At 40.3% G+C, this 26,229-nt stretch carries 21 protein-coding genes; 14 read left to right on the plus strand and 7 right to left on the minus strand.

Going from position 1 to position 26,229, the window contains the following annotated elements; translation table 11 throughout:
• Window positions 1-7 precede the first annotated feature (7 nt).
• The 4 genes from H8692_RS04520 (at window position 8) to H8692_RS04535 (ending at window position 5,789) form a co-directional block, all read left to right on the plus strand.
• Window positions 8-1,816: an ABC transporter ATP-binding protein gene (locus H8692_RS04520; RefSeq protein WP_412265464.1), complete on the plus strand. Its 1,809-nt coding sequence runs from the start codon at window positions 8-10 to the stop codon at window positions 1,814-1,816.
• Window positions 1,809-3,563 (plus strand): ABC transporter ATP-binding protein, encoded by a 1,755-nt coding sequence (locus tag H8692_RS04525; RefSeq protein ID WP_177267521.1) that lies wholly within the window; start codon window positions 1,809-1,811, stop codon window positions 3,561-3,563. Before H8692_RS04520 ends, H8692_RS04525 begins: the two co-directional genes overlap by 8 nt.
• A gap of 142 nt (window positions 3,564-3,705) precedes the next feature.
• Window positions 3,706-5,361 carry a class I adenylate-forming enzyme family protein gene (locus tag H8692_RS04530; protein WP_207722942.1) on the plus strand — a complete coding sequence of 552 codons (1,656 nt, stop codon included), beginning with the start codon at window positions 3,706-3,708 and terminating at the stop codon, window positions 5,359-5,361.
• Between the two features lie 14 nt (window positions 5,362-5,375).
• Window positions 5,376-5,789, plus strand: coding sequence for an acyl-CoA thioesterase (locus H8692_RS04535; protein WP_187525067.1), 414 nt, complete (start codon window positions 5,376-5,378; stop codon window positions 5,787-5,789).
• A 57-nt stretch (window positions 5,790-5,846) separates the two neighbouring features.
• Here the strand turns inward: H8692_RS04535 and ftsH are convergent, their stop codons facing one another.
• On the minus strand, window positions 5,847-7,688 hold the full coding sequence (gene ftsH, locus H8692_RS04540; RefSeq protein WP_187525068.1) for an ATP-dependent zinc metalloprotease FtsH: 1,842 nt from the start codon (window positions 7,686-7,688) through the stop codon (window positions 5,847-5,849).
• A gap of 64 nt (window positions 7,689-7,752) precedes the next feature.
• A complete protein-coding gene (locus tag H8692_RS04545; RefSeq protein WP_187525069.1) occupies window positions 7,753-8,637 on the minus strand; it encodes a LysR family transcriptional regulator in 885 nt (294 codons plus the stop codon).
• A 155-nt stretch (window positions 8,638-8,792) separates the two neighbouring features.
• Here H8692_RS04545 and H8692_RS04550 point away from each other — a divergent pair, with 155 nt between their 5' ends.
• The 3 genes from H8692_RS04550 to rpsI all read left to right on the plus strand — a co-directional run bounded on the left by H8692_RS04550 (window position 8,793) and on the right by rpsI (window position 11,135).
• Window positions 8,793-10,019, plus strand: coding sequence for a beta-ketoacyl-[acyl-carrier-protein] synthase family protein (locus tag H8692_RS04550; RefSeq protein WP_177267517.1), 1,227 nt, complete (start codon window positions 8,793-8,795; stop codon window positions 10,017-10,019).
• A 272-nt stretch (window positions 10,020-10,291) separates the two neighbouring features.
• Entirely contained in the window at window positions 10,292-10,720 is a 429-nt protein-coding gene (gene rplM / locus H8692_RS04555; protein WP_177267516.1) for a 50S ribosomal protein L13, read from the plus strand.
• A 19-nt stretch (window positions 10,721-10,739) separates the two neighbouring features.
• The gene (gene rpsI, locus H8692_RS04560; RefSeq protein ID WP_177267515.1) at window positions 10,740-11,135 is read left to right on the plus strand and encodes a 30S ribosomal protein S9; all 396 of its coding nucleotides are present in this window, start codon (window positions 10,740-10,742) and stop codon (window positions 11,133-11,135) included.
• A 181-nt stretch (window positions 11,136-11,316) separates the two neighbouring features.
• Here the strand turns inward: rpsI and H8692_RS04565 are convergent, their stop codons facing one another.
• Window positions 11,317-12,078 (minus strand): helix-turn-helix domain-containing protein, encoded by a 762-nt coding sequence (locus H8692_RS04565; protein WP_187525070.1) that lies wholly within the window; start codon window positions 12,076-12,078, stop codon window positions 11,317-11,319.
• Between the two features lie 218 nt (window positions 12,079-12,296).
• Here H8692_RS04565 and H8692_RS04570 point away from each other — a divergent pair, with 218 nt between their 5' ends.
• The gene (locus tag H8692_RS04570) at window positions 12,297-13,589 is read left to right on the plus strand and encodes an MFS transporter (RefSeq protein WP_177267513.1); all 1,293 of its coding nucleotides are present in this window, start codon (window positions 12,297-12,299) and stop codon (window positions 13,587-13,589) included.
• Between the two features lie 16 nt (window positions 13,590-13,605).
• Window positions 13,606-15,138 carry an amidohydrolase gene (locus tag H8692_RS04575; protein ID WP_187525071.1) on the plus strand — a complete coding sequence of 511 codons (1,533 nt, stop codon included), beginning with the start codon at window positions 13,606-13,608 and terminating at the stop codon, window positions 15,136-15,138.
• A 25-nt stretch (window positions 15,139-15,163) separates the two neighbouring features.
• On the opposite strand, the gene H8692_RS04580 is transcribed toward H8692_RS04575, so the two are convergent.
• Window positions 15,164-15,985 carry a MerR family transcriptional regulator gene (locus H8692_RS04580; protein WP_177267511.1) on the minus strand — a complete coding sequence of 274 codons (822 nt, stop codon included), beginning with the start codon at window positions 15,983-15,985 and terminating at the stop codon, window positions 15,164-15,166.
• Window positions 15,986-16,063: 78 nt separating this feature from the next.
• On the opposite strand from H8692_RS04580, the gene speB reads away from it, so the two are divergent.
• Window positions 16,064-16,975, plus strand: a complete 912-nt coding sequence (speB, locus tag H8692_RS04585) for an agmatinase (RefSeq protein WP_187525072.1) — start codon at window positions 16,064-16,066, stop codon at window positions 16,973-16,975.
• Window positions 16,976-17,063: 88 nt separating this feature from the next.
• Here the strand turns inward: speB and H8692_RS04590 are convergent, their stop codons facing one another.
• Window positions 17,064-17,276, minus strand: a complete 213-nt coding sequence (locus H8692_RS04590) for a cold-shock protein (RefSeq protein WP_177267509.1) — start codon at window positions 17,274-17,276, stop codon at window positions 17,064-17,066.
• 295 nt (window positions 17,277-17,571) lie between these two features.
• Between H8692_RS04590 and H8692_RS04595 the strand changes: the two genes are divergently transcribed.
• Window positions 17,572-19,230, plus strand: a complete 1,659-nt coding sequence (locus H8692_RS04595; protein WP_187525073.1) for a putative manganese-dependent inorganic diphosphatase — start codon at window positions 17,572-17,574, stop codon at window positions 19,228-19,230.
• 121 nt (window positions 19,231-19,351) lie between these two features.
• On the opposite strand, the gene H8692_RS04600 is transcribed toward H8692_RS04595, so the two are convergent.
• Entirely contained in the window at window positions 19,352-20,707 is a 1,356-nt protein-coding gene (locus tag H8692_RS04600) for a butyryl-CoA:acetate CoA-transferase (protein ID WP_177267507.1), read from the minus strand.
• A gap of 212 nt (window positions 20,708-20,919) precedes the next feature.
• The gene (locus H8692_RS04605) at window positions 20,920-22,446 is read right to left on the minus strand and encodes a helix-turn-helix domain-containing protein (RefSeq protein ID WP_177267506.1); all 1,527 of its coding nucleotides are present in this window, start codon (window positions 22,444-22,446) and stop codon (window positions 20,920-20,922) included.
• 185 nt (window positions 22,447-22,631) lie between these two features.
• On the opposite strand from H8692_RS04605, the gene H8692_RS04610 reads away from it, so the two are divergent.
• From H8692_RS04610 to H8692_RS04620, 3 genes are read left to right on the plus strand one after another with little or no spacing between them, the layout of a single operon-like run.
• Entirely contained in the window at window positions 22,632-23,999 is a 1,368-nt protein-coding gene (locus tag H8692_RS04610; protein WP_187525074.1) for an APC family permease, read from the plus strand.
• Window positions 24,000-24,004: 5 nt separating this feature from the next.
• On the plus strand, window positions 24,005-24,649 hold the full coding sequence (locus H8692_RS04615) for a cyclase family protein (RefSeq protein ID WP_177267504.1): 645 nt from the start codon (window positions 24,005-24,007) through the stop codon (window positions 24,647-24,649).
• Window positions 24,650-24,661: 12 nt separating this feature from the next.
• On the plus strand, window positions 24,662-26,071 hold the full coding sequence (locus H8692_RS04620) for an aminotransferase class I/II-fold pyridoxal phosphate-dependent enzyme (protein ID WP_187525075.1): 1,410 nt from the start codon (window positions 24,662-24,664) through the stop codon (window positions 26,069-26,071).
• The last annotated feature ends 158 nt before the right edge of the window (window positions 26,072-26,229 follow it).

Genomic DNA, 26,229 nt, shown 5'->3' on the forward strand with positions numbered 1-26,229 from the left:
GGATTTTATGAAAAAGCAAAGCCCTAAGACAGGTATGTCAAGGCTTATACAGTTGGCTATGACAAAGAAAACACTTGTCATAAGTTCTGTGGCGCTGTCTTGTTTGGCCGCCGTAGCCAGTTTTATCCCTTATCTGGCAATTTACAATATTGTACGCCAGATACTGGAAGTATATCCGGACTTGAATGAACTGGGACATACAGATTTATTTTATTATGGCTGGCTTGCCATAGCAGGTGTTGTGGCTAATGTTGTGCTTTATTTTAGCGCTCTTGTATGCTCGCATCTGGCAGCATTTGGAACATTATACGAGTTGAAGGTAAATTTTCTTACACATTTAGCCAGAGTGCCTCTTGGATTTCATGTATTGATAGGCAGCGGCAAATTAAGAAAAATTACGGATGAGAATATAGAAAAAATTGAAACATTTATTGCACATCAAATACCTGATATAGTTGCCGCTTTTGTATCACCTGTCGTGATGATTGTGATATTGCTTAGTATCGACTGGCGTTTAGGTCTGGCTGCTATTGCAGGCATTATTGTGGCTTTTATTCTGCAAAGTGCAGCTTATGGCAGAGAGGGTGCCAAAAAGATGATGGATCAGTATCAGCGATCTCTTGAGAATATGAATAATGCAGCTGTAGAATATATAAGGGGTATTTCGGTGGTAAAAGCTTTCAAACAGACTGTGTATTCTTTCAGAAGGCTTCATGAAACCATTAAAGAATATACGGCTATGGTCATACCTTATACTTTGAGTTGGGAAAATCTTATGTCAGTATTTTTGACGCTGATAAATAATATCTATCTCTTTGTCTTGCCGGTGGGAATATTCATAGGAATGAATACAGGTGATTTTAAGGGATTTGCTTCTCAGTTTATTTTTTATCTTATATTTGTTCCTGCCATAGCAGGAATCTTATCCAAGATAATGTATGTTAATTCTGACGCTATGCGTATAATAAATGGCGTTGAAACGATGGATTCAATACTGGCAGAACCTGAGCTGAAGCAGCCAAAAAATCCGGAACATACGAAAAATCATGATGTTTCTTTCAGTAATGTTTATTTTTCTTATGATAAAGACAAGGAAATGTATGCTCTTGAAAATGTCAGTTTTACAGCAAAACAGGGTGAGATAACGGCTATCGTAGGACCGTCCGGAGGGGGAAAAAGTACCATTGCACACTTAATACCGCGTTTTTTTGATGTAGATGAGGGAAGCATATCTATCGGCTCTGCGGATATAAGACAGATGGAGAGTCCATATCTGATGAGTCAGGTGAGCTTTGTATTTCAGGATGTTTTTCTGTTTAAGCAAAGCATTAAAGAAAATATCCGTCTGGGGAACAAAAATGCTGATATGAAGCAGATAACAGATGCTGCCAAGGCAGCGCAGTGCCATGATTTCATCATGTCTCTGCCTGATGGATATGATACTGTTATAGGGGAGAAGGGCGTTCATCTCAGCGGGGGAGAGAGTCAGCGTATTGCTATCGCTCGGGCGATTGTAAAAGATGCTCCTATAGTTGTTCTTGATGAAGCCACAGCCTTTGCTGATCCAGAGAATGAACATCTGATCCAGAAAGCTTTTGAAAAGCTTATGAATAAAAAAACCGTTATCATTATTGCTCATCGCCTTTCTACTATTCAAAGTGCTAATAATATAATTGTTATGGATAACGGGCATGTTGCTGAAAACGGAACTCATGATCAACTGCTGAAGAAAAAGGGAAAGTATGCAGCTATGTGGCAGACATATAATAAAACTGTCAGCTGGAAGATGAAAAAGGAGGCGAATATAAATGGATGAAAGAAAACCGAAGATGCAGAAAACTCTAATGCTGACAGATAAAGGATATAAGGACCTCAAAAAGGCTGTAGCAGCATGCACTGTTACAAACTTTTCAATGTTTATTCCGTCCATGATTATGCTTCTGGTAATTATGGAGCTTATGAAGCCATTCACCGGAGGAAATGTTTCATGGATTAACATGTGGCTTTATTTTGCCGGGGGAATTGCAGGTGCAGTGCTTGTGTTTTTGTGCAGCAAAAATGATTATAAAAAAACGTATGTAGTATCTTATATGGAAAGTGAAAATGCAAGGACGTCTCTTGCAGAACATATAAGAAAACTTCCTATGAGCGTATTTAATTCAAAGAATCTGTCTGAACTTACTACAAATATGATGGGGGACGTGGCAACTACGGAACATGTCTTGAGCCACATATATCCTCAGATGATATCAAATATGATAACTATTACTGTGGTGTGCGTGATGTTCGCTTTTTATGACTGGCGTATGGCTCTTGCGATATTCATTTCTGTTCCTGTGGCTTTTCTAATCATATTTGCCAGCAAACGTATTCAGGAAAAACTGGGAAGAAAACATGATAAAGCTAAATTGGAAGCTTCGCAGCAGGTTCAGGAGTACATAGAAGGGATTAAGGTGATCAAGGCATGCAATTTGGACGGTGAACAGTTTGAGGCGTTGGAAAATGCCCTCAGGACTATGAAAAAACTGGCAATAAAAATGGAATTTGGATCCGGTGTCTTTGTAACAGGAGCACAGATGATTCTTCAATCAGGCATAGGAATAACAGTTTTTACGGGTACATCTCTTTTGATGAGCGGAAAAATAGAACTCGTACCTATGCTGCTTTGTCTTACCATAGTTACGAGAATATACGGGCCAATATTGACAGAACTGACTCTTCTTCCTGAACTGTTTTATCATAAAATAGCAATAAAGAGAATGCGTACGCTTATGAGTATTAAACCTATGGAAGGGGATGAGCAGAAGCCGGTAAAAGAATATGACATCACACTTAATAATGTTAGCTTCCGGTATAATGATCAAGGGGAAGATACAATAAAGAGTGTGGATATAACAGTTCCTGCAGGAGGAGTTACAGCTCTGGTTGGTCCAAGTGGAAGCGGGAAGAGCACCGTATCGCGGCTGATAGCCAGATTCTGGGATGTAGATGAAGGAAGTGTAAAGATTGGAGGTATAGATGTTAAAGAGCTTGATCCTGAACATTTGATGGAATATATGTCTTTTGTGTTTCAGGACGTAGTACTTTTTAATGATACGGTTTATAATAATATAAAAATCGGCAATATGGATGCCTCTGAAGAACAGGTGCTTGAAGCTGCCAGAGCAGCGCGCTGTGATGAATTTGCCAATAAAATGCCTAATGGATATAATACCATGCTGGGGGAAAACGGAAGTACTCTTTCCGGAGGAGAGAGGCAGAGGATCTCCATAGCAAGAGCTCTTCTCAAAGATGCTCCTATAGTACTTCTGGATGAAGCTACAGCAAGTCTTGATCCGGAAAGTGAGGCATATATTCAGGAGGCAATAAGCAGGCTGATAATGAATAAAACGGTATTAGTAATAGCCCACAGACTGCGAACTATAGAAACAGCGGATAAAATTATTGTTCTTGATGAAGGAAAGGTTGTAGAACAAGGTACGCATAAGGATCTGATGAAAAAGGAAGGTCTTTATAGGAGACTGTATAGTATTCAGCAGGAAAGTTTAGGCTGGAGTGTATAAAAAGCTTTGAATATCTCTGATCACGCAATTGTGATCAGAGATATTCTTTTTTAATGTGTATTTTTGCCAATATCATTGACAATGCTAAAATGCTATTATATAATGCAAAATATGATTAATATGATTGAAGGAGAATAAAATAATGAGAACATATAATGATAAGATGTTTACTGAAACGTTTGAACGAGAGTATACATGGCTTAATGGATTTATGAGAAATGTAAGACGTTACGGCAGTCATACAGCTCTGATAGATCCGCTGACTGAACGTCAGTGGGATTACAGTCAGCTTAATTCGGAGGCGAACAGACTTGCTGATGCTTTGAAAAAAGACGGTGTGGGCAAGAATGATGTAGTTATGTCAGTTCTGGTCAACTGCCCTGAATTTTGTTTTTCTTATATAGGACCGAGAAAGATAGGCGCCATTTTAAATCTTGCCAATTTTAAGCTTTCATCGGGAGAGCTGTCTTTGCTTATAGACCATAATCGGCCTAAAGTGGTGATATACGCAGCGGAAGTCTGCGAAATGGTCACAGAAGCGTTGGAAATGGCAAACTATAAACCTGTCAGCGCAGTAATGGCTGATAATCTTGATAATACTATACTTCCTGAGGGGCATATATCGTATGATGATTATGTGGAAGGAAAATCAAGAGAAAATCCGGAGAAAGATTTTGAGCCTCATATTTACGATGAAGTGGTGAGAATGTGTACAAGTGGGACATCGTCGCTGCCTAAAAGTGTACCTATCAATGATATAAATGAAGTTTTGTCAGCTCACGATGCTATTATGCATTATCCTCTTAATTTTAAGGATGTTTGCATGAACATGACCCCTTTGTTTCACAGAGGGGGAAGCCATTCAGGCGGAACATGCCCGACTTTTTATGTAGGTGCAACATTGGTGCTGATGAGGACGTTTTCACCGAGAACAACTTTGCAGTATGTAGAAAAGTACGGAATAACATATCTTACAGGGTCTCCTGCTACGCTGGAAATGTTGGCTCATGTACAGGAAAAAACTCCATTTGATCTTTCCAGACTGAGAGGCCTTGTCACTATGGGAGCCCCTCTTGAAAAGGCCGCCTGCAAGAGATATCTTGAAATCCTTACTCCTAATATACTGAATGGATACGGAACTACTGAAACTTTCTGGAATTCATTCCTTAGACCTTACGATCTGCCTGACTATGCAGGAACTGTAGGGGGGAGTTGTATAGATGATGAAGTAAGAGTAGTAAAGATATATGAGGATAGAAAAGCCGAACCTGATGATATAGTGCCTATGGATAATGAAACAGTTGGTGAGATTATTCTCTGTTCACCTGCTAAGAGCAGCTACAGTTATTATAATAATCCTGAAGAAGAAGAAAAGAAATTTTATAAGGGCTGGATGTATACCGCTGATGTAGGCTGCTGGGATGAGAATCTGTATGTAACTGTCAACGGCAGAAAGGATGATATGATAGTATGCTCTGCCGAAAATATTTATCCTACACAGATAGAGGAAATTTTAAATGAGTTTGACAAAGTATCTGATTCCATAGTTACTTCCGTACCGGATAAAGCAAGAGGGCAGGCTGTGGTTGCTTACGTAGTGGCTAAAGATGAATCTCTGACTGTTGCTGAGCTGTCTGAATTCTGCACAGCTCATCCTATGCTTTCAGCTTATAAAAAACCAAGATGGTTTAGGATCGTGGACAGTCTTCCTCATACAGCTACAGGAAAGAAGATACATTATCTTATGAAACAGCAGGCAGAAGAGGATCTTAAAAACGGACTTTTAAAGAGAAAATAGAGAGGGTGTTATAAATGTGGGAATATAGACGGAGAGTCAGGTATTATGAAACCGATAAGATGGGTGTAGTGCATCATTCAAACTATCTGAGACTTATAGAGGACGCCCGCATGGACTGGATTGGGGATCATGTAATGAATTATAATGATATGGAGAAGATGGGTGTGATAATACCCGTAGTCAATGCTTCAGGAAATTTCAGAGCATTTCTCCGGTATGATGATCTTTTCTCTGTGAAAATGGAGCTAACTAAGTTTACGGGAGTCAGAATGAGATTTCAATATAAAGTGCATAATGCCAAAACCGGTGAACTTTGTTATGATGGTGACAGTGAACATTATTTTGCTGAGGATAAAAATTACAGACCGATTTCACTAAAACGTAAATTCCCTAAACTTTATGGGGCTTTTGAAAGTTTATTGAAATAGAATTGCTGATTAAAAATACGGTGCAGATTATTTGCACCGTATTTTTAATTTTTATATTTATTTCTTGTGATCCTTTTCTTCTTTTTCTTCTTTCTTCAGGAGATTCATAAACTCTTCTCCGGTAATGGTCTCCTTTTCAAATAAGAATTGGGCTAATTTATCAAGTTTATTGCGGTTTTCCATCAAAATCTTTTTAGCCTTTTCATGTTGTTGCTTAATGATACTTACTACTTTTTTATCTATTTCATTCTGGGTATCTGCGGAGCATACTAATGAGGTGTCTCCTCCAAGATATTGATTGTTTACGGTTTCCAAGGCTACCATGTCGAAGTCATCACTCATGCCATATCTGGTTATCATGGCTCTGGCGAGCTTGGTGGCCTGTTCTATATCGTTTGCTGCTCCTGTAGTTATTTCACTGAAAATTATTTCTTCTGCAGCGCGCCCGCCTGTAAGCGTGGCAATTTTATTTTCGATTTCCTGTTTGGTCAGCAGATATCTGTCATCTTCCTCCACCTGAAGTGTGTAGCCTAAAGCTCCGGATGTACGGGGGATAATAGTGATTTTTTGGACAGGCGCTGTATGAGTTTGCATAGCAGCTACGAGAGCATGTCCTATTTCATGATAGGCAACTACTTTTCTTTCCTTATCGGATAATACCGAATTTTTCTTCTGATATCCGGCGATAACAGTTTCTATACTTTCTTCGAGGTCATCCTGATGAACGACCTTTCGTCCGTTCCTAACTGCTCGGAGAGCAGCTTCGTTGATTATATTGGCAAGCTCTGCGCCGGATGCGCCGGAAGCCATACGGGCAATAGTGTGGAAGTCCACATCATCTGCGGCCTTTATTTTTTTCGCATGAACTTTGAGGATAGCTTCTCTTCCTATGATATCAGGCAGCTCAACCGGTATGCGTCTGTCAAAGCGGCCGGGTCTTGTAAGAGCCGGATCAAGAGATTCCGGTCTGTTGGTGGCAGATAGTATGATTACCCCTGCATTTTCCTGAAAGCCGTCCATTTCAGTCAAAAGCTGATTTAATGTCTGTTCGCGTTCATCATTTCCTGCTACTCGGTCATCTCTTTTTTTCCCGATAGCATCTATCTCATCTATAAAGACGATACATGGAGATTTTTCCTTGGCCTGCTTAAAAAGATCTCGGACCTTGGAGGCGCCCATTCCTACAAACATTTCCACAAATTCAGAACCTGAAATGGAAAAAAACGGGACGTTTGATTCTCCTGCCACGGCTTTTGCCAGCATGGTTTTACCTGTACCCGGAGGGCCTACTAATAATATGCCTTTAGGCATTGAGGCACCTACTTCCGTATATTTTTCAGGATTATGAAGATAATCGACGATCTCCGAAAGGCTTTCTTTTGCTTCGTCTTCTCCTGCTACATCGCTGAATCGAATACCTTCGGTAGACTGCACATATATTTTCGCATTGCTTTTTCCCATTCCGAAGGACATGGCTCCTTTTCCGCCGGCTTGATCCACCATTTTCTTTCTGAGATACTCTCCAAAGCCGATGAAAATAATAAGCGGCAATACAGCGGAAAGCAACAGAGAAAGCATGGGAGATGTATTTCTTTGGATGTCTTTAGTAAACTTAGCTCCGGATTCATAAAGGCGTTCTGTGAGCGTAGGATCTTCCATGGGGCCTGTTTTGTAGATCTTCTTTTCTTTTTTATCAGTGAATATGATTTCGCCGTCTTTTATTTCGACATCACCTATATTCTTTTTTTCTATCATACTCATAAACTTGCCGTAATCAACTTCGGCAGCCTGCTGACGCGTCATCATAGGCATTACAAACACGTTGAAAAGCAGCAGTAGGAGAAGGATGCCGATGTAATAGTAGGCCATTGGTCTTTTAGGTGATTTTACTTCTTTCATAAAGATCTCCTTTCATTTTTTTGAGCTGCAGACAGTTATATACATCCGAGAGATGTGCTTAACTTTATATGGAGCTTTTGAATTTCTTGATAATATCAAGGAAGAGCGAAGCTGCCGGATTCAAAAGTGATTTTTTCCATGCTACGGCACAGCCGAGACAATAATTATCATCAATAGGAACTATTTCGAGGTCGCAGTATGAAGGATCGTCCGGAAGCATTCTGGGAAGTATCGAGATTCCTAATCCTGCGCTTACAGACAGTATTACAGATCTGATATCATTAAACTGATTTATGATTGAGGGAGAAAATCTGTGGGTTCTGCAGAAATTCATTATCTGCATATAAAGTATAGGATTTTCTTCTTCGGAAAGAATTATGAATTTTTGCTTCCGAAGGGATTGAATATCAGTATTGTTTTTTTTGCTGAAATCGGCCGGCAGTATAAAATTGAGCTGATCAGTGTGTATTTCGAGCATATCGAATTCATCACTGTCCGGAAGCATATCTGTATAAAGAAAGTGAAAATCATATGGGTCGTCATTTTCATCTATGAGTACATCTCCTCCGGAAACATATGTGATATCCACTACGATATTGGGATATGCAAGACCGAATGTTTTGAGACATTCTTTTAAAAATGTGTCAGATGTGGTAACTGTAGCTATGGAAAGGCGCCCTTCAGCGCCGTCGTGAAGCTGTTTGACTGCATAGGAGCCTTTTCGCGCAGCTTCCAGAATTTCCTGAGCATAGGGGATAAAGGTGCGGCCTTCTGCAGTAAGTTGTACGTCACGTTTAGTTCTGTAAAAAAGTTTGACGCCAAGCTGCTGCTCCAGATCATTTATGTGCCTGCTTATAGTAGACTGGGGCACTCCGTTTTGACGGGCGGCATTTGTGAAATTCAGCATTTTGCTTACAGAAAGAAAGCTTTTTATTTGATTAAGATGCATTCTTTATACCTCGTTTGTTGACACTGATTTTTGATGATGGTATCATCAAATCAGCAGAGAACACTTATCCGAAAAAACAGTGTTTTTCAAATATTTATCCGATTTTGCTATTATATAATATGTTGGCGGATATGTAAAGGTCGCAGGGAGGATTTATGGACACAAAAGGAGAAAAGATAGTAGTCACAGGAATGGGCGCAGTCACTCCTATAGGATGCGGTGTGGAAGAGTACTGGAATAATCTGATAAATGGAGTATGCGGTATAAACAGAATTACGAGATTTAATGCTGATGATCTGGCTGTTAAAATAGCAGCGGAAGTTACAGATTTTGATATTGAAGCATATATGCCAAAGAAGGTCATCCACGAAACTGATGCCTTCACTCAGTATGCTTATGTGGCGGCCAAGGAAGCGCTTGGCGAGAATCTTCCGGCAGCTCCAGAAAGAACAGGCATCGTAATGGGTACTGCCATGGCAGGTGTGGCTACTACGGCAGCTACACAGGAAGTTCTGACCAATGCAGTTCATAAAAATGTGGGGCCAAGATTTGTTCCGCGTATACTGGGAAATATTGCAGCGGCACAGATTGCAATATCTTACGGAATATGTGGACCAAGCTCAACCCTGTCAACGGCCTGCGCTTCGGGGTGTGATGCTGTATCCATGGCAGCTATGCTGCTTCTTGCAGATGAAGCGGATGCGGTATTGGCAGTAGGCTCGGAAAGTATCCTCTGCCCTCTGGTTATATATTCTCTTGCCAATGCTCATACTCTGTCAAGAGCAAATGATGATCCGGCGCATGCCTGCAGACCTTTTGATGTTAACAGAAACGGCTTTGTCATAGGAGAAGGCGGAGGCGCATTGGTGCTGGAAAAAGAAGCTCATGCGAGAAATCGCGGCGCTGTCATTTATGCAGAGCTTGCCGGATGGGCAAACAACAATGATGCGTTTCATGTCACAAAGTCCGATCCTGAGGGGAAAATGTCTGCGGAATGTATGAGGAAAGCTTTGTCGAGAGCAGGAATGAAGCCTGAGGATGTGGATTACATAAACGCTCACGGAACAGGAACGAAGCTGGGTGATCAGGCAGAGATGGCTGCTCTTAAGGCAGTTTTCGGAGATTGCCGTCCTGCGGTAAGTTCTACTAAGGGCGCTACGGGACATGTAATGGGAGGAGGCGGACTCACTGAGTCCATAGCTTGTATTCAGGCAATGAGGTATGGTATTATACCGCCTACATTAAATCTGGATGAACCTGAGGAGGATTTTGACTTTGTTGCCGGGGTTTGCCGAAAACAGAAGGTGGATATCGCCATGACCACAGCGTTCGGATTCGGAGGTCAGAATGCCGGACTGGTTTTCAGGAAATATGAGGGATAAATCTGCAAAAAAACTTTGACAAGATAGCCTTATGCGTGTAAAATGAATCTGTGTCGCATGCCGACACAGATTTTTCGTGTGAGCAGGATGGATATCCGTCCGGGCCAGCACGGCTAAACAAAATAAGTTTTAGTAACGCCGAAAAAATTTTACGAAAGAGAATTTGCAGCCCTTTCATAAAATTCAGTAGGCAGGGCCGAAAAAGATTAAATTCCGGCAAACGCTGATAAGCTCACGGAGTTTTGATCCCAGTAGGTAGAAAGGAAAAGAAGATGAGTTCATTTATCGCAAAGCCTGCAGAAGTAGAACGTAAATGGTACGTTGTGGATGCTGAAGGCAAGAACTTGGGAAGAATGGCTTCGCAGATTGCCGCTGTTCTCAGAGGTAAGAATAAGCCGACTTACACGCCTCACGTTGATTGCGGGGATTACGTTATCGTTATCAATGCAGAGAAGGTAGAGGTAACAGGCAAAAAGAGAAAAGAAAAGATTTACAAGAGACATACCGGCTATCCGGGCGGTCTCAGAGAGCTGACTTTTGAAAAGATGATGGAAAAGCATCCTACAGAAGTTGTGAGACACGCTGTAAAGGGCATGATGCCTAACGGAAAACTGGGCAGACAGATGTACAAGAAGTTAAAGGTATATGCAGGTCCTGAGCATGATCACGCTGCTCAGAAACCGGAAGTTTTGGATATTTAAGGAAGGGAGGAATTAAACGATGGCAAAAACACAGTATTACGGAACAGGAAGAAGAAAATCCTCAGTTGCTAGAGTTAGATTAATCCCTGGTAACGGAAATATCACAGTTAACAAGAAGCCTCTGGATGATTACCTTGCACAGGAAATCGTAAAGAGAGAAGTTAAGAGACCTTTTGAAATCGCAGGCTGCGAAGGTAAGTTCGATGTTATCGCAACAGTTCACGGCGGCGGCTACACAGGTCAGGCAGGAGCTTTAAGACACGGTATTTCAAGAGCCCTCTGTGAAGCAGACAGAGAAGCTTACAGACCGGCCCTCAAAGCGGCAGGATTCCTTACAAGAGACTCAAGAATGAAGGAAAGAAAGAAATACGGACTCAAGAAAGCAAGAAGAGCAAGTCAGTTCTCCAAACGTTAGGGAGATCTATCCCAACGAAGAACGAGTTGCCAGAAGGTCCCCCGTCAGGATTGCCCGAAGCGAAGCAAGGTTGCAATCTACGGCGCAGACAACCAATCATTTTGGCAACAGCTCACATCACATTCGTGTGGAACCCCCCGAATTCCAACCCTTGGAATCGGGGGATTTTTTCGTATTTATTTTATAAGAAATATAATTGCCATCGTTCTTGTATGCCTAATTTACTGAAGAGGTTATAGATGTGTCGTCTTAAGGTGTTTTCGGAAATAAATAACTTTTGTACGATTTGATCATTTGAAAGACCATTAAACAAAAGAACCAGAATTTCATATTCTCTTGGAGTCAGATCATATTTTTGGCGATATCCTTCATGGCCTGCGTGATATGGATCTTTTGGCATGCGCGCATTGTAAAGACGTACTGATAGATGATCTTTCAGACAGTCCAGCTGAAAAATCTCTTTATCGGTAAAGTTGGGTGCGGGTTTACATCTGAATAAACCTAAAAGGCCGACAAGATCTCCGTTTTTTACCAGTGTTGTCTGTGCTCCGAAATGGAGATTAAAAGGGACGAAAAGTTCTTTGTAATAATCAGTGGCAGTAAAAATATCTTCTGATATTAAATCTGTAAGGCGATAGGCACTGGATTTTTTAGTATCATAAAGCCAGTGCATATTATCTATTTCAAATCCTGTCTTCATATGCTTTTGAAGTACATCGTCAACATTAGGATTTTTTAATGTATTTTCATTTATGAGACTCTTGAATGTATGAACACCGTCGGAATCTGATTCTATCAGATAGAAATTAGCAGTATCGAAGGGAATAAGGTGTTTAAGGAGCTTTAAAAAATCCATACGCATGTCATCAATATTCTCTACATTATAGATAGTATAAATAATATGATTCATAAGGCTTACATCATTTCCTTCAAATTTATACATATCATCCTACCTCCGTATCAAATAAACAACAGTTATTTTCTATATAATAACATACACATTTTGAGCGAAACAATACTCCGTATGTTGAAAAAAATTACAAAATCAGGAAGATAGGCCCTTTCTGTGAATAAAAATGAAAATTCGTACTATTTCAATAATGGCGAATCAAACCTAAAATGATATCAATAGATAATCAAGATTTAGGAGGGATTTAAAAAATGAAAGAAAGCAAAATTTTCGATACCAGCGGAAAAGTTTATTTCGGATGGTGGGCAACATTGGCAGGATTTATACTTATAGTATTTGGTTATTCCTGTATCATATCTATTACAGGTGTTTTTTTCCTGCCTGTGACTTCTGACTTGGGATTCAGTATAGGTCAGTTTTCTGTATATGTTACAATTCAGTGTCTTTCAAGTGTTCTTGCTTTGTTTATATTTCAGAGCAGAATGACTGGTCAGTATATCAGAAAAATCATGATTTTCGGAGCTGTCTGTGGCGCTGTATCTTTTGCAGGGTTTGCAGCAGCGCAGGAATTGTGGCACTTTTATTTACTGGCTATACCTCAGGGTTTTTGTTTTTCTCTTTTAACAAGTACTCCGTGTACAGTAATAATAAGTAACTGGTTTGGTCTTAAACTAAGGGGGATTGCTTTGGGAATCCTGTTTTCTCCTCTCGGTGCAATGGTGATGTCATGGCTGATGAATATAGTGGTACAAAATATGGGGTGGAGATGGGGATATCTCATAATAGCGGCTTGTTTGGCAGTCATATGTATCCCATGCGTGTTAGTATTCATGAAGTGGTCCCCTGAGGAAAAGGGGCTTACACGAAAAGGCGATTTGGAAGAAGTAAAGTCAGAGAATGGTGAAGCGACAGGAGCTACATTTAAAAGGGCGATAAAGAGGCCTTCTACTTGGATCGTTCTTTTATCGGCAACAACTATTACCATTGCTTCCGGAACTGTTTTGAGTCATACTATGCCGTTTTTGCAGCTTGGCGGCCTATCAAATTCCACCGCTTCATCTGTATTTTCTCTCATGTTTGGGGCGCTTGCAATAGGTCAGATAGTTGTTGGAGCGTATGTGGACAGATTTAAACTCATCGGCGGAGCAGTTGTTGTTTCCATTATTTTTGGGATAGCTTTCATAGCGACTATTGCAATACCAAGCTGTCCATGGCTTGTAACGGTCCTTATCTTAGGATATGGTTTTGGATGCCCTGCAGTAAATGTTATCTCGCCGCTGATTATGAATCATATGTTCGGTGAAAAAGAGATAGGGAAATTCATAGCATATTTAAATATATTTATAGCTTTGGGTGTGGCGTTCGGATCTACGATAGTTGGAATGATATATGATTTGACAGGTTCATATACGCCGGCATTTGTGCTGATGGCAAGCTTTTTGTTTATTTCTGCAATATTGCGGGGGATATTCTGTTCAAAGAAATTCTACTTTAAAAACAGAATCAGCCGGGAAGAACTGCATGAGAGATCAGATTTAATGTAAGAGAGGAGAGTTTTATATGAGATATGACTTAATAATCGAGAATGCCAATATTATTTCTATGGCTCAAAAACAGGAAAACTGCAGCTGGATAGCTGTAAAAGATGGCATGATTGCTGAAATGGGCAGCGGAAGGCACGAAGGAAATGCTGACAAAATCATCGATGCCGCCGGGAATACCGTTTTGCCGGGTCTTACTGATTGTCATGTGCATGTATTGAATGCCGGCATTAATCTAAATGGTGTTGATCTGCAAGAGTGCAGTACGATAAAGGAAGTTCTTAAAGTCTTGCAAAAGAGGTGTACGCAGGAGCCGGGAGATGGATGGGTGTATGGTGTGAATTATGTTCCTCAGAATATAAAGGAAGATAGGTATCCCACAAGGTGGGAGCTGGATGAGATCTGCGGCGAACATAAAGTTGTAATATTTGCAGCAACACTTCATGGCTGCGCAGTTAATTCCAAAGGAAAGGATGTAGCGCAAGTTCCGGGACATCTTCCTGGAGTAGAGAGAGAAGGAAATAAGATCAGTGGAGTTTATTCATCAGATGAATCTTCATTTCTTGCTACGGCCAATATTTTAGGCTCTCTTTCAGATGATGAGCTGTGGAAATTCATAGAAGACTGCGCGAATCATGCCGCAAAAAAAGGTGTGACCACAATACATGGTTTGTTTGGTCAGTTTGTAAGAAATGACAGAGACATGGATCTTATATTAGATCGCCGGGATTCACTTTGTATTGATATCGTGCCGTTTTATCAGACGTGGGAAGTCCAAAAGGCGGTAGATCTGAATCTGCCGCGAGTGGGCGGTTGCCTTACATTAGACGGAGCTTTATTTGAATATACTATGGCAAATTTTGAACCTTATGTTACTGCTCCCGAACTGAGGGGGGTTTTGTATCATACAGATGATGAGGTATATCAAGTAATATCGAAAGCTCATGAAGCGGGGCTTCAGTGTTCCATGCATGCTGTGGGAACGAGAGCTATAGATCAGCTTATATATACTTATCGCCGAGTGATTATGGAGCAGGGCGAAAAAGATCTGAGGCACAGGATAGAACACTTTTGCCTTCCTACAGAGCAACAGATAAAAATGGCCAAAGATCTGAAGCTGATTCTATCGATGCAGCCGGGATTTACATATTTATGGGATAAAAAAGAAGGCGGAGAGTTTGAGATGATTCTGGGACGTGAGCGGGCTGACGGCTGGGATCCGTTTAACAGAATAATAGATGAAGGAAATATCGTGTGTGGGGGATCAGACTGCCCTGTGACAGCTATTGAACCGCTGACGGATATTGCATCGTGTGTTAATGGAAATAATCCGGTAAGAAATATATCCGTTACAGATGCGTTGAAAATGTATACAGTTAATGCAGCCTATGCCATAAATGAGGAAAAAGTAAACGGAAGCCTTGAAGTGGGAAAAAAGGCGGATATTACAGTGATAGATAAGAATCCTTATGAACATGCAGATAAAGAGTCTATATATGAGATGAATGTGGTCTATACGATAAAAGAAGGACAAATAATATTTGAAGGATAGTGATATTTAAATATTGCAGGGGGGCTCATTGACAGCTCCCCTTAACATTTATCGTAATTTTTGTAACATATTCTTCTTCATTTGCTGAAGCAGTCTCCGCTATGAGATATTCTTCATAAGCATCTCCTACAGGTATATAACCAAGCTCATTTATTTGCCGAAACATATTACTGTAGGCGTGTTTCATGTGACTGTATAATCCTTTGTGGTAGTATACGGCATATGTACCGCCTTTTCGCAGTCTTCCGGTATGACAAGTGCCTTCGGTAAAAAGCCTGTTGATGTGGTTGTAGACTTTATTCTTCAGATCATTTTCTGAAAGAACTGAGCCTACGTTGGAACTTCCCGGGATATTGGAGCTCATAATAAAATCATTATGTATATCAGCCCACTGTTCTTCTGATGTTTCAGGATCAGTAACTGTCTGCTTGCTGTAAAGGAGATAAGTATCAGACAGTGAGACTATGAGGACTTTTCCGTACTCTGCATTTAAGCCTTCGTTTACGGAGTCTGTTAATTGTTTAAGAAGCAATTGTATTTGGGTAAGTTTTGAGATTTCTTCATCTATTTTAGTAAGCTGTGAAGTTGTCAAATCGGACAGTTTTTTTGCAGAAGGATTTTGAAAGTAAGGTAAAAGTTTATTAATCGGGACATTAAGCTCTCGCATGGATAAAAGTGTGCGGAAAGGGGCAATCTGGGAAGCAGTGTAATATCGATATCCATTGCTGCGGATTCCTGCAGGCCGGAAGAGATTGATTTTATCGTAATAGAGGAGTGTGTCTTTCTTGATTCCAAAATATGCAGCGAATTCACCGGTTGAATAAATGATTTTATCATTAAATTTCATATAAGATCTCCTTGACTATAGAGTTACTCCATAGTATATGCTGTGGTTAAAGTAAAATCAACAGTGGAGGTTTATATTATGCTTAAATATTCGAAATTAATGAATGATTCGTGGCTGAGATGGAGTGCGGATTCTGTTGAAAAAGCAAAACTGTGTATTATGGGAGTTCCTTTTGATAATGCGGTAAGCTTGGGAAGAGGTGCGGCCAAGGGGCCTGAAACAATTCGAAATCTCTCTTCGGAGATGTCGGATGTAACAGAAGATGATGTGATAATAAAGGATGGGATTCTGTTTGATATCGGGGATATCCCTCAGGACCTTGATTGGAAGAATTATTATGAAACGGTAGAGGAAGAAGCGTATGAGCTTATGGCATCAGATAAGATGTGTCTTTTTTTGGGTGGAGATCATTCGGTCACTATTCCTCTGCATAAGGCGTTTTCAAAGTATCATAAAGGCAAAAAAGAGGGTGCGAGGATAGGCGTCATTCACTTTGATGCTCACTATGATCTGTGTGATGAATATGATGGCCATAAATGGTCGCATGCCTGTACCGAAGCACGCGCCTTAGATGAAATGATTACGGGGGAAGACCTGTTTTTTGTCGGTATTCGAGTTGCAGAGAAGGCAGAACTTGAAGTACTTGATAAGAATCCGGACATCACAGTGGTAAAGGCTAAAGAGGTTCATAAGATAGGACCGGAGGCTGTATATGAGAAACTAAAAAACAAATTCAGTGATTATGATGCTTTGTATTTTACTATTGATATTGATGTTCTGGATCCTGCTTTTGCGCCCGGAACCGGGACGCCGCAATCAGGTGGTCTGACAAGCATTCAGCTTACAGAGTTGTTTAAAATGATTATCGAGGGACTTCCTGTAAGAGCTGTGGATATAGTAGAGGTAGCTCCTGAACTTGACGTAAACAATATAACTTCATGGGCAGCACTTCGTTTGATTCATGAGCTTTTTGCATATTTCAGCAGATAGGCAGCAAATTTGTTATATTTTGCCTTTTTGTATACAGATATAAAAAAGAAGCTGCATATCAACTTGATATGCAGCCTTTTTTTGGAATCTATGCAGCGCGAACGTTAACTGCTTTCATCTTGCTTCTGTCTTTTGGATCAGGTTCTGTGTCGAATGTCACTTTCTGTCCTTCGTCAAGACTTTTGAAATCATCAGAGATGATAGCAGAAAAATGTACGAAAACATCTTTTCCTGTTTCGGAATCTGTAATAAATCCATATCCCTTTTGAGCATTAAACCATTTCACTATACCGTTATTCATAATCAGTACCTCCATAATCTTTGGGTGTAAAAATAAAAAAGCTTTTCCAGCAATGAATTAAAAGAAATCATTGTCTGTGAAAAGCCTTGAAATCAAATCAATTACTTTTATTAGTTTAGCATATATGGAAAGATTAATCAATTACTTTTTTGAAAAGTAATAAATTTCTTAATTCAAAAATTGCAGACTTAACAAAAAATTTACATTAATATGCACGTTTAAATAGAGCTTTTCTTTTTGAACTGTGAATAAATTGTGGTATACTATCTCCATGACTAATAGCTAGGAGAATATCATGAATAATGAAGAAAATAACACGAAAGAGAAGGTTTATGTCATAGGACACAAGAACCCGGATACTGACTCTATCTGCTCGGCTATCGCATACACGGCGCTAAAGAATCAAGTGGGCTGTGCGGATTATATAGCATGCAGAGCCGGGATCGTCAATGAAGAAACAAAGTTTGTACTTGATTATTTCGGTGTTAAGGCGCCGCAGTATATAGGTACGGTTCAGCCCGAAATAAGCGATATAGATTTGAATCTAATAAGAGGTATCGAGAGTGGAGATTCTATTAAACGTGCGTGGGATCTGATGGATGAGCAGGGGGCGCGGTCGGTGCCGGTTCTTTCTGAAGGAAAAGTGGAGGGAATAGTTTCCATAACAGATATAGCTCAGTCATATATGGATGAAAGTGACAGTCACGTACTGGCCAATGCTAAAACGAAATTTTCCAGTATTGCAGAGACTCTCGGAGGGCATATTATCTGCGGGGATCATAACGAGTGCTTTGAGTCAGGCAAGGTGACTATTGCTGCATCCAGTCCTGATGTGATGGAAGGATTTATAGAAGAATCGGACCTTGTCATTACCGGAAATCGATTTGAAACACATTTTACTGCGATAGAACTCGGGGCTAAGTGTCTGGTTATGTGTCAGGGATCTATTCCGACGAAAGCTATAAAAAAGCTTGCAACTGAAAGAGACTGTATAATTATCAGTACACCTCATGATACTTTTACAACAGCAAGGCTGATAAATCAGAGTATTCCTGTCAGCTTTTTTATGACTCATGAAAATCTGCTGACGTTTCAGCTTACTGATTCTCTTGAGTCTGTCGAGGAAATGATGAGAATCAATAGATTTCATAATTTTCCTGTGATAGATAAAGACGGAATGTATCTGGGACTGATCTCCCGAAGAAGGCTTCTCAATATCAACAGAAAAAAAGTTATTCTGGTGGATCATAATGAGATAACTCAGGCTGTCGATGGTATTGAGCAGGCGGAGGTTCTTGAGATCATAGATCATCACAGGCTTGGAGGCTTTGAGACACTGGGTCCTGTATATTTCAGAAATCAGCCTGTGGGCTGTACGGCTACCATTATTACGCAGATGTATAAAGAGATGGGAATTATTCCGGATAAAAAGATCGCAGGCCTTTTAACTGCTGCAATAATTTCGGATACACTTATGTTCAGATCGCCTACATGTACGGAAGCGGACAGAATAACGTGTACGAAGCTCGCTGAGATTGCAGGTGTTGAGCCAAGGGAACTGGCTCATAAGATGTTTGAAGCAGCAAGCAGCCTTCAGAGCAAGACGCCTGAAGAAATATGTTATCAGGACTTCAAGATCTTTTCTAATGAAGGTTATTCATTTGGTGTCAGTCAGATAACATCTATGGATCAGGAGGAACTTGATAAGATAAAGGAAAAAGTTGAGCCATCCTTAAAAGTTGTTATGGAAAACCAGGATCTTGATATGATGTTTCTTATGATGACTAATATCATAGAGACAAGTTCAGAACTTCTGTGTTACGGATCTATGGCCGGGAAGACAGCGAGAGAAGCTTTCGGTATACCGAAAGATGAGGAAAAAATAATACTTAAAGGGATAGTTTCAAGAAAGAAACAGTTCCTGCCTACATTTGTCGAGGCACTGCATAATTAGCAAATAAATATGAAAGGAGTTTAATTCCCGGGCAATGTCAGCGAGGATTAAACTCCTTTTTATATTTATGATATTAACATATAACAAAATCTGTTTTTGAAAAAGTAACGGTGAAAACGAATTATTTTCTGTTGCTGTTTCTCCAGATTCCCATTTTTTCAGCATCTTTTATCAGCTCATCTCTAAAGTCAGGATGAGCAATGGAGATGAGCGCTTCTGCTCTTTCCCATGTAGTAAGTCCTTTGAGGTTGACTTTTCCGTATTCTGTGACAACATAATGAGTATTAGTTCGCGTATCTGTCACGATGGAGCCGTCTGCCAGTGTAGGTCTGATTCTCGAATGCATTTTGCCTGCTTTGTCTGTAAATGTGGAAGAGCAGCAGATGAAGCTTTTTCCGCCTTTAGATAAATAAGCTCCCAGAACGAAATCAAGCTGTCCGCCTGCTCCGCTTATGTGCTTTATTCCTGCCGATTCGGCATTTACTTGGCCGAATAGGTCTATATCAACAGCATTGTTGATGGAGATAAAGTTATCTATGGAACTGACTACTCTTATGTCATTTGTATAATCTACCGGAGCGCTGAGGCACTCAGGATTGTTATGGATGTAATCGTAAAGTTTCTTTGTCCCGGCTCCAAAAGCATATGCCTGTCTGCCTGTATCAATGGTTTTCTTGGAACCGTTTATTTTGCCTTCCATAGCGATATCAACGAAAGCATCTACATACATTTCTGTATGGACGCCCAGATCTTTGAGATCTGATTTGGCAATCAGTGATCCTACAGCATTAGGCATTCCGCCGATGCCAAGCTGCAGGCATGCACCGTTAGGAATCTCTTCAACGATATATTCAGCAACTTTTTCATCGATTTCGCCGCTTTTGGCTGCGCCAAGCTCTTCCATAGGAGTATTACTGCTTTCAACGATATGGTCAATTTTTGAGATATGTATTTTTTCTCCGCCCGGATTTCCTCCGAGAGCCAAAGGCAGATTTTCATTTACTTCTACTACGATACATTTTGCCCTGCTGCACATATCAGCCATATGTGATGCACTCGGACCAAAGTTGAAATAGCCTTCTTCGTCCATAGGAGTGACCCTTATCATAGCTACATCCACAGGATCAGGCAGGTCTCTGTAATATCTGGGCAGCTCGGAATATCTGATAGGAGCGTAGTAAGCTATACCTTGGGCGATGGCTTTTCTTTCGATTCCTGTCATGTGCCAGCTATTCCAGCAGAGATGCTTGGGTGCATTTTCTATTTTGAAGATCTCAGGAACTCTCAGCGCTATACCGCCACGGAATTTTAGATCATATAGATCGTCTTCCTTTATTCTTTTTGCCATTTCTCTGTCCAGATCAAAAGGAATACCGGTACCCCATCCGAAATCTATCCAGTCTCCGGATTTGACCAGTTTTACCGCATTTTCTGCAGTTATCAGCTTGCTTTCATATTCTTTTCTAAAATCTTGCATATTATTTCCTCACTTTTTAAATTTGCGTTTTATGTATCAAATTATACTATAGATAGTCAAAAGTATAAAGCCTTTGATTAAAAAAAGCAACTGTTGAAAGGAAGAAAGAGGCTTTGATTTTTGAATTTTTAATATACGGAATCTGTGAATTATACTGTCTGATGTCGTTGCCTTAAGCAGCAAGGGAATAAGAAAAAATGAAGTATAAGCAATTACTTATATGATGACAGATCTACATGCAGCCTTACACATACCTCCAGAAGAAAAAGTTCATCACTGTTTTTTAATGAAAGGCCTGTAAGATCTTCTATTTTATCCAGTTGGTAAAGCAGACTTTGACGGTGTCTGCCTAATCTGCGGGCAACTTCAGAAATATTTTTGCAGGTAAGATATACTCTTAAAGTCTCCATTAGTTTGGTGCGTTTAGTTTTGTCATATTGAAGGATTGGAGTAAGAATATCGTAAGTAATTTTCATGAAATTTTCATCGGAAGAAAGTGTAGACATCATATTGTAGATAAGAGTATTCTCATAATAATATCGTTTGTTATAACGGAAATTTGCTGTGCATAATTCTTCAGCCAGTTTTGCATGAAGATAGTAATTTCTGTAGTCTGTGGGGCCTTCTTTTATTTCACTTATTCCCCATGAAAAAATAAGCTTTTTTGATGTTTTCTTTAGCTGTTCCTCCGCTATATCCAGAAATTTTGAAATCTGAGTTTTGCCTGAAGCGGGTGAGATCTCGAGGTATGTTATTATGGCGTTGTTGTGGTGAGTCATCATAGCATCTTTTCCCAGTGATGCTGCAGTTTTTATAAAAGTGTTTCTGACAGTATTTATATTAGAATCCATCCAGTTTTCTTGCCAGTCATTGGAAGGATTGTCTTCGAGGTGTACTCTGCCTACTATGCATGCATATGTACGATTTAAGTTCATTCCCATAAGCTTTGCAGTTCTGGTTACTTTCTCTGAACCGGGATCACTGCCATTGGCAAGCATCCAGATCAAATCCTCTTTTGCCATGCTTTGCGTACGTTCGATGATTTCATCTCTGTAGAACCATAAGGAAAGAAGCGGAGAAAGTGTGTGTGACAGAAGATCAAGAAGCTCCTGAGTCGTGACTGTATTAATATGTATATGACCGTAAAGATGTCCATTGGATTTAAGAGGGATACTTGTCATGTCAGCGGCTCTTGGAGCATCGTCTAAAGCATTTCCGCTGCAGTCAGTGATGGATACTTTACAGTCCAGATATTTTGATATTATCTGAGATGCAGCTTTTAAATCTGTCCCGTTAAGGAAACTTTTAAGCATATCCTCCTGAAGTCCTTCCACTTTTTTGACGGCGTTATTATAGTCTTGATGAAGAAAACCAAGAACAGTTTCGAATATATCAGCAAACCGTACATCCCACGGTATAAGCAATATAGGCAGACCGCCTTTTTCAGCTAGCCTTCTGTTATTTTCACTCAGAGACATTTCATCGCCGGGGATAGCTAAAAGGAAAATACTGGCTTCGGCATTTATGAGACCTTGTATAAATTCATGCATTAGACATTCATCCTTTACGTAGGGTGTGGCTATGCTTATAACCATTTCATTTTTTCTGATGAAATCATCTAAAGGAAGGTCATTGACAGAAACATATTCTATAGGTCTTTCTGCAGGAATATCAGAATCAGTGAGATTTTTATACCATGTTATGAGATCAAGGCCGAGAAAATCATTTATGGAAAACATCGTTGTCACCTCCGAAATTTTGATATAAGTGTATGATACAATATTTTTATACTATTTGTCTGAAAAAAATAAAAAATATTCAGACAAATCGATATTGTTTTTTTATGTTGTTTGCTATAGTATTGCATCAAGTTAAGCTTACCGGTCGACTGGAATGGTATTTTGATTGTACTGGGAGGTGAATTATGCAAAGAGAAGAAAATCTTAATAAAAAAATGGGGTTTTGGCAGATCTGGGCGTTGGGAGTAGGTGCTGTGGTGGGAGACGGTATTTTCCTAATGGTAGCCTCAGGCGCCGAACAGGCAGGGCCGTCTTGTATTATAGCCTATGCCGTGGCAGGATTTTTGCTGATGTGTATATGTATGAATGCTTCGGAGTTGGCTGTGGGGATGCCGGTGGCTGGCTCTATGTATAACTGGAGCGAGAGGATTCTCGGGCCCCGATGGGGAATTCTGGCGGCTTTCGGAAACATAACAATGGATGTGGTATTTCTCGGATCTGTTGGATTAGGAACGGGATATATCTCCAATTATTTCTTTATGTGGACAAATAATGCGGATTTGTCTGCAGTAATATGGGGGATATTGATTTTGACTATTGTGTTTTTCGTGACGCTTCTGGGAGGAGATGTTACAGGAAAAACTCAGCTGGGTTTGATAATAGTGCTTGTGGGGATTATGGCAGTATTTACCGTGGCCGGTGTGGTTTCGGGAAATATTGATGCCGTAAATTATAAGCCTTTTGCACCTTTTGGAGGAGAAGGAATTATTTTGGCTGTATGCGCGGGAACATATGCGTACATGGGGCCGTTGTCGCTTCTGGCCGCTGCCGGAGAGACTAAGGATGTCAGAATAATGCCAAGAGCTATGTTCTGGGCATTCATAACCATAATATTGCTTTATGCAGCTGCTATCGTAGTTTGTCTCGGCCTCGTAAATTATCAGGAAATGTCTACTATGGAATCTCCGTTTACCGTGGCAGCCCAGTTTGCTTTTGGTGATGCAGCCGGAATTGTAATAAATTTTGCGGCATGGATTGCTTGTGTGACATGCCTTGTAGGAGAAATATTCTCAGCATCAAGATTATTGTATGGAATGAGCTTTTATGGTGCAGTGCCTAAGGTTTTCGGAAAAACCAATAAAAGAGGTGTTCCTCATGTAGGTTTGACAGTATCATTTTGTATAGGTATTGTTCTGATGCTTCTTGGGATCGTTCCGCAGCTGGGTAATGCTTATACAATGCTTGCAAATGTGGCCACCGCCTGCGGTATCGTATGCCTTATAATAACCGTGATAGCAAGTTATATGTATAAGAAAAAATTTGCAGATGAATATGGATCTCTTCCGTGGAAATTAAAAGGCAAGACATTTTTCTTTGTAATTGCATTGATAGGATGTGGTATACTATTTTATTCTTCATTCGTGTCAAGTTTGTCTACTGCCATATGCATCATAATTTTCTTTGCAGTTCTGATGGTTTACTATCAAATTTACGCAAAACCTAATGCTGAAAAAATTCAAAGACGGCAGAATGCTGAAGACAGAAAGGAGTAACAATCATGAAAATCATTGATCTTACACATTTTATATCAGAGGACATGCCGGTATATCCGGGAACGGAGCAGCCCAAATTGAAGCAGGCTAATACTTATGAAAAGGATGGATTTAAGGAAACTCTGATGACTATGTATTCACATACAGGTACCCATATGGACCCTCCCAATCATCTTTTTGCTGACAGAACAACCCTTGATAAGTTTCCTGTTAGCCAGTTTGTGGGAAAAGCGTTAGTTATAGATTGCAAAGACCTTACAGAAGGTGATACTATAACACTGGACAGAATAGCAAGATACGGAAAAAAGGCAGAGGATGCGGAATTCCTGCTCTTTAATCTCGGATGGGATAAAAGATGGGGGACGGAAGATTATTACGGTGACTATCCCTGCATTAATGATGATGTGGTGAATTTTATAATAGAGACAGGGAAAAAAGGCGTCGGCCTTGACGTTATAGGAATTGATCCTATTGCCGATGAGGATCTGCCTATTCATAAGAAGTTATTTAGAGAACATGAAATAGTAAATATTGAGAATCTCAAAGATTTAGATAAATGCGGAGATGATTTGTTTTGGTTCTTTGCCCTTCCCCTTAAATGGGAGAATGCGGATGGCGCACCTATCAGGGCAGTAGCATTTTGGGAATAATGGAGTAGTATTATGAGAGAATTTTTACTGAAGCATGCGGACATAGAGCCTGTGTCTTTTCATATGCCGGGACATAAAGGCTCTGCTGTTTTCAGAAAATATGGATATGGGGAATTTCTGGACAGACTTGCAGACTGTGATATCACGGAAATACCGGGAGCAGATAATCTTTTTCAGGCAGAGGGAATCATCAAAGAGGTTCAGAAAAAATACAGTGAGCTTTATGGTGTAGAACGGTCATACCTACAGATAAACGGAACAAGTGGAGGAATAATAGCCTCAATACTGGCAGCAGTGAAGCCGGGAGGTAAGCTTATAATGGCAAGAAACTGCCATAAGTCAGTATTTAACGCGCTTACACTGGGAAGTATTCACCCGGTATACGCTGCTCCGGAGTTTATAAAAGAACATGGCATATTGGGAGCCATATCGCCTGAGGAGATAGAACGATGTATAAAAGAAAACCCGGATGCAGATGCCATAATATTGCCAAGCCCTAATTATTATGGAATATGCAGCGATATCAGGGCGATAGCTGATATAGCTCATAAAGAGGAAAAGGTATTGATTGTAGATCAGGCTCATGGTGCACACTTGAAATTTTTTCATACCTTTGGATGCGGTAATTCAATGCCTGCCTCTGCTGAAGACTGCGGAGCGGATATAGTTATCAACAGCATACATAAAACTTTGGCGTCGCTGACACAGAGCGCCGTTTTAAATCTTAATTCTCAGCGAGTGAATCGCTATGTACTGGAAGATAAACTGCAGGTAATACAAAGCACGAGTCCGTCTTATATACTTATGAGCTTTCTGGATATCAATGCCGATTTGCTGAAAGATCATGGCAGACAGCTCATAAGAGAGTGGCGGGATAACATTGATTATTTTTACCATGTAGCTGCCGGTATAAAAGGACTGAAAATAATGACTGCCGATAATATGGATATCACTAAAATCAATCTTGATATGGGAGATTTGGGAATAGCGGGTGCAGAGCTGGAAAAACGACTAATGGAGAAAGGTATATTTTCAGAACTTTATACGGGAGATATCCTGATGCTTATGACAGGGATAGGCAATACCAGAGATCATATGATGAAGACTCTGAAAGCGCTTGAGGAAATATCACAAACAGCCCACGTGGCAGAAGCAGAGGGAGCGGATCGCAGAAGACGCTATCAGATCCCTGCTGCAGGAAAGCTTCACAGCGTTCCGTCAAAGAAGCATTTCGTTCCTCTTGGAGAGGCGGAAGGGGCGATATGTGCCGGTTCCATAATACCGTACCCTCCGGGAATTCCGTTCGTGTGTCCGGGAGAAGAACTGACACCGGATATAATAAGGTATATTACAGCCCTCAGGCATGACGGTGAAAAGGTTATAGGAGTAAATGACAGGGGTGAAGTTCTTGTGGGGAAATAGGATAATATGATGATAGCCGGAGAGCATCGTATAAGTAAATACTGCGATGCTCTTTGCGGTGTATGGAACATTTTTACGTTAATTTCGATGGTTTTAATAAAATTTCTTTTCTTAATGCCGGTATTATGATAACATGTGTAAGGATGGGTGGTATTCGT

Source organism: Lentihominibacter hominis, assembly GCF_014385065.1.
GTDB classification, from domain to species: domain Bacteria; phylum Bacillota; class Clostridia; order Peptostreptococcales; family Anaerovoracaceae; genus Lentihominibacter; species Lentihominibacter hominis.

What these genes read in the sequence shown, in the direction of transcription:
- H8692_RS04550 (WP_177267517.1), top strand. Translation starts at nt 8,793, where the DNA reads ATGGACACAAAAGGAGAAAAGATAGTAGTCACAGGAATGGGCGCAGTC.
- H8692_RS04535 (WP_187525067.1), top strand. Translation starts at nt 5,376, where the DNA reads ATGTGGGAATATAGACGGAGAGTCAGGTATTATGAAACCGATAAGATG.
- H8692_RS04525 (WP_177267521.1), top strand. Translation starts at nt 1,809, where the DNA reads ATGGATGAAAGAAAACCGAAGATGCAGAAAACTCTAATGCTGACAGAT.
- H8692_RS04590 (WP_177267509.1), bottom strand. Translation starts at nt 17,276, where the DNA reads ATGAATAACGGTATAGTGAAATGGTTTAATGCTCAAAAGGGATATGGA.
- H8692_RS04610 (WP_187525074.1), top strand. Translation starts at nt 22,632, where the DNA reads ATGCAAAGAGAAGAAAATCTTAATAAAAAAATGGGGTTTTGGCAGATC.
- H8692_RS04575 (WP_187525071.1), top strand. Translation starts at nt 13,606, where the DNA reads ATGAGATATGACTTAATAATCGAGAATGCCAATATTATTTCTATGGCT.
- H8692_RS04570 (WP_177267513.1), top strand. Translation starts at nt 12,297, where the DNA reads ATGAAAGAAAGCAAAATTTTCGATACCAGCGGAAAAGTTTATTTCGGA.
- H8692_RS04565 (WP_187525070.1), bottom strand. Translation starts at nt 12,078, where the DNA reads ATGTATAAATTTGAAGGAAATGATGTAAGCCTTATGAATCATATTATT.
- H8692_RS04600 (WP_177267507.1), bottom strand. Translation starts at nt 20,707, where the DNA reads ATGCAAGATTTTAGAAAAGAATATGAAAGCAAGCTGATAACTGCAGAA.
- H8692_RS04605 (WP_177267506.1), bottom strand. Translation starts at nt 22,446, where the DNA reads ATGTTTTCCATAAATGATTTTCTCGGCCTTGATCTCATAACATGGTAT.
- ftsH (WP_187525068.1), bottom strand. Translation starts at nt 7,688, where the DNA reads ATGAAAGAAGTAAAATCACCTAAAAGACCAATGGCCTACTATTACATC.
- speB (WP_187525072.1), top strand. Translation starts at nt 16,064, where the DNA reads ATGCTTAAATATTCGAAATTAATGAATGATTCGTGGCTGAGATGGAGT.
- H8692_RS04620 (WP_187525075.1), top strand. Translation starts at nt 24,662, where the DNA reads ATGAGAGAATTTTTACTGAAGCATGCGGACATAGAGCCTGTGTCTTTT.
- H8692_RS04545 (WP_187525069.1), bottom strand. Translation starts at nt 8,637, where the DNA reads ATGCATCTTAATCAAATAAAAAGCTTTCTTTCTGTAAGCAAAATGCTG.
- H8692_RS04615 (WP_177267504.1), top strand. Translation starts at nt 24,005, where the DNA reads ATGAAAATCATTGATCTTACACATTTTATATCAGAGGACATGCCGGTA.
- H8692_RS04520 (WP_412265464.1), top strand. Translation starts at nt 8, where the DNA reads ATGAAAAAGCAAAGCCCTAAGACAGGTATGTCAAGGCTTATACAGTTG.
- rplM (WP_177267516.1), top strand. Translation starts at nt 10,292, where the DNA reads ATGAGTTCATTTATCGCAAAGCCTGCAGAAGTAGAACGTAAATGGTAC.
- H8692_RS04530 (WP_207722942.1), top strand. Translation starts at nt 3,706, where the DNA reads ATGAGAACATATAATGATAAGATGTTTACTGAAACGTTTGAACGAGAG.
- rpsI (WP_177267515.1), top strand. Translation starts at nt 10,740, where the DNA reads ATGGCAAAAACACAGTATTACGGAACAGGAAGAAGAAAATCCTCAGTT.
- H8692_RS04580 (WP_177267511.1), bottom strand. Translation starts at nt 15,985, where the DNA reads ATGAAATTTAATGATAAAATCATTTATTCAACCGGTGAATTCGCTGCA.
- H8692_RS04595 (WP_187525073.1), top strand. Translation starts at nt 17,572, where the DNA reads ATGAATAATGAAGAAAATAACACGAAAGAGAAGGTTTATGTCATAGGA.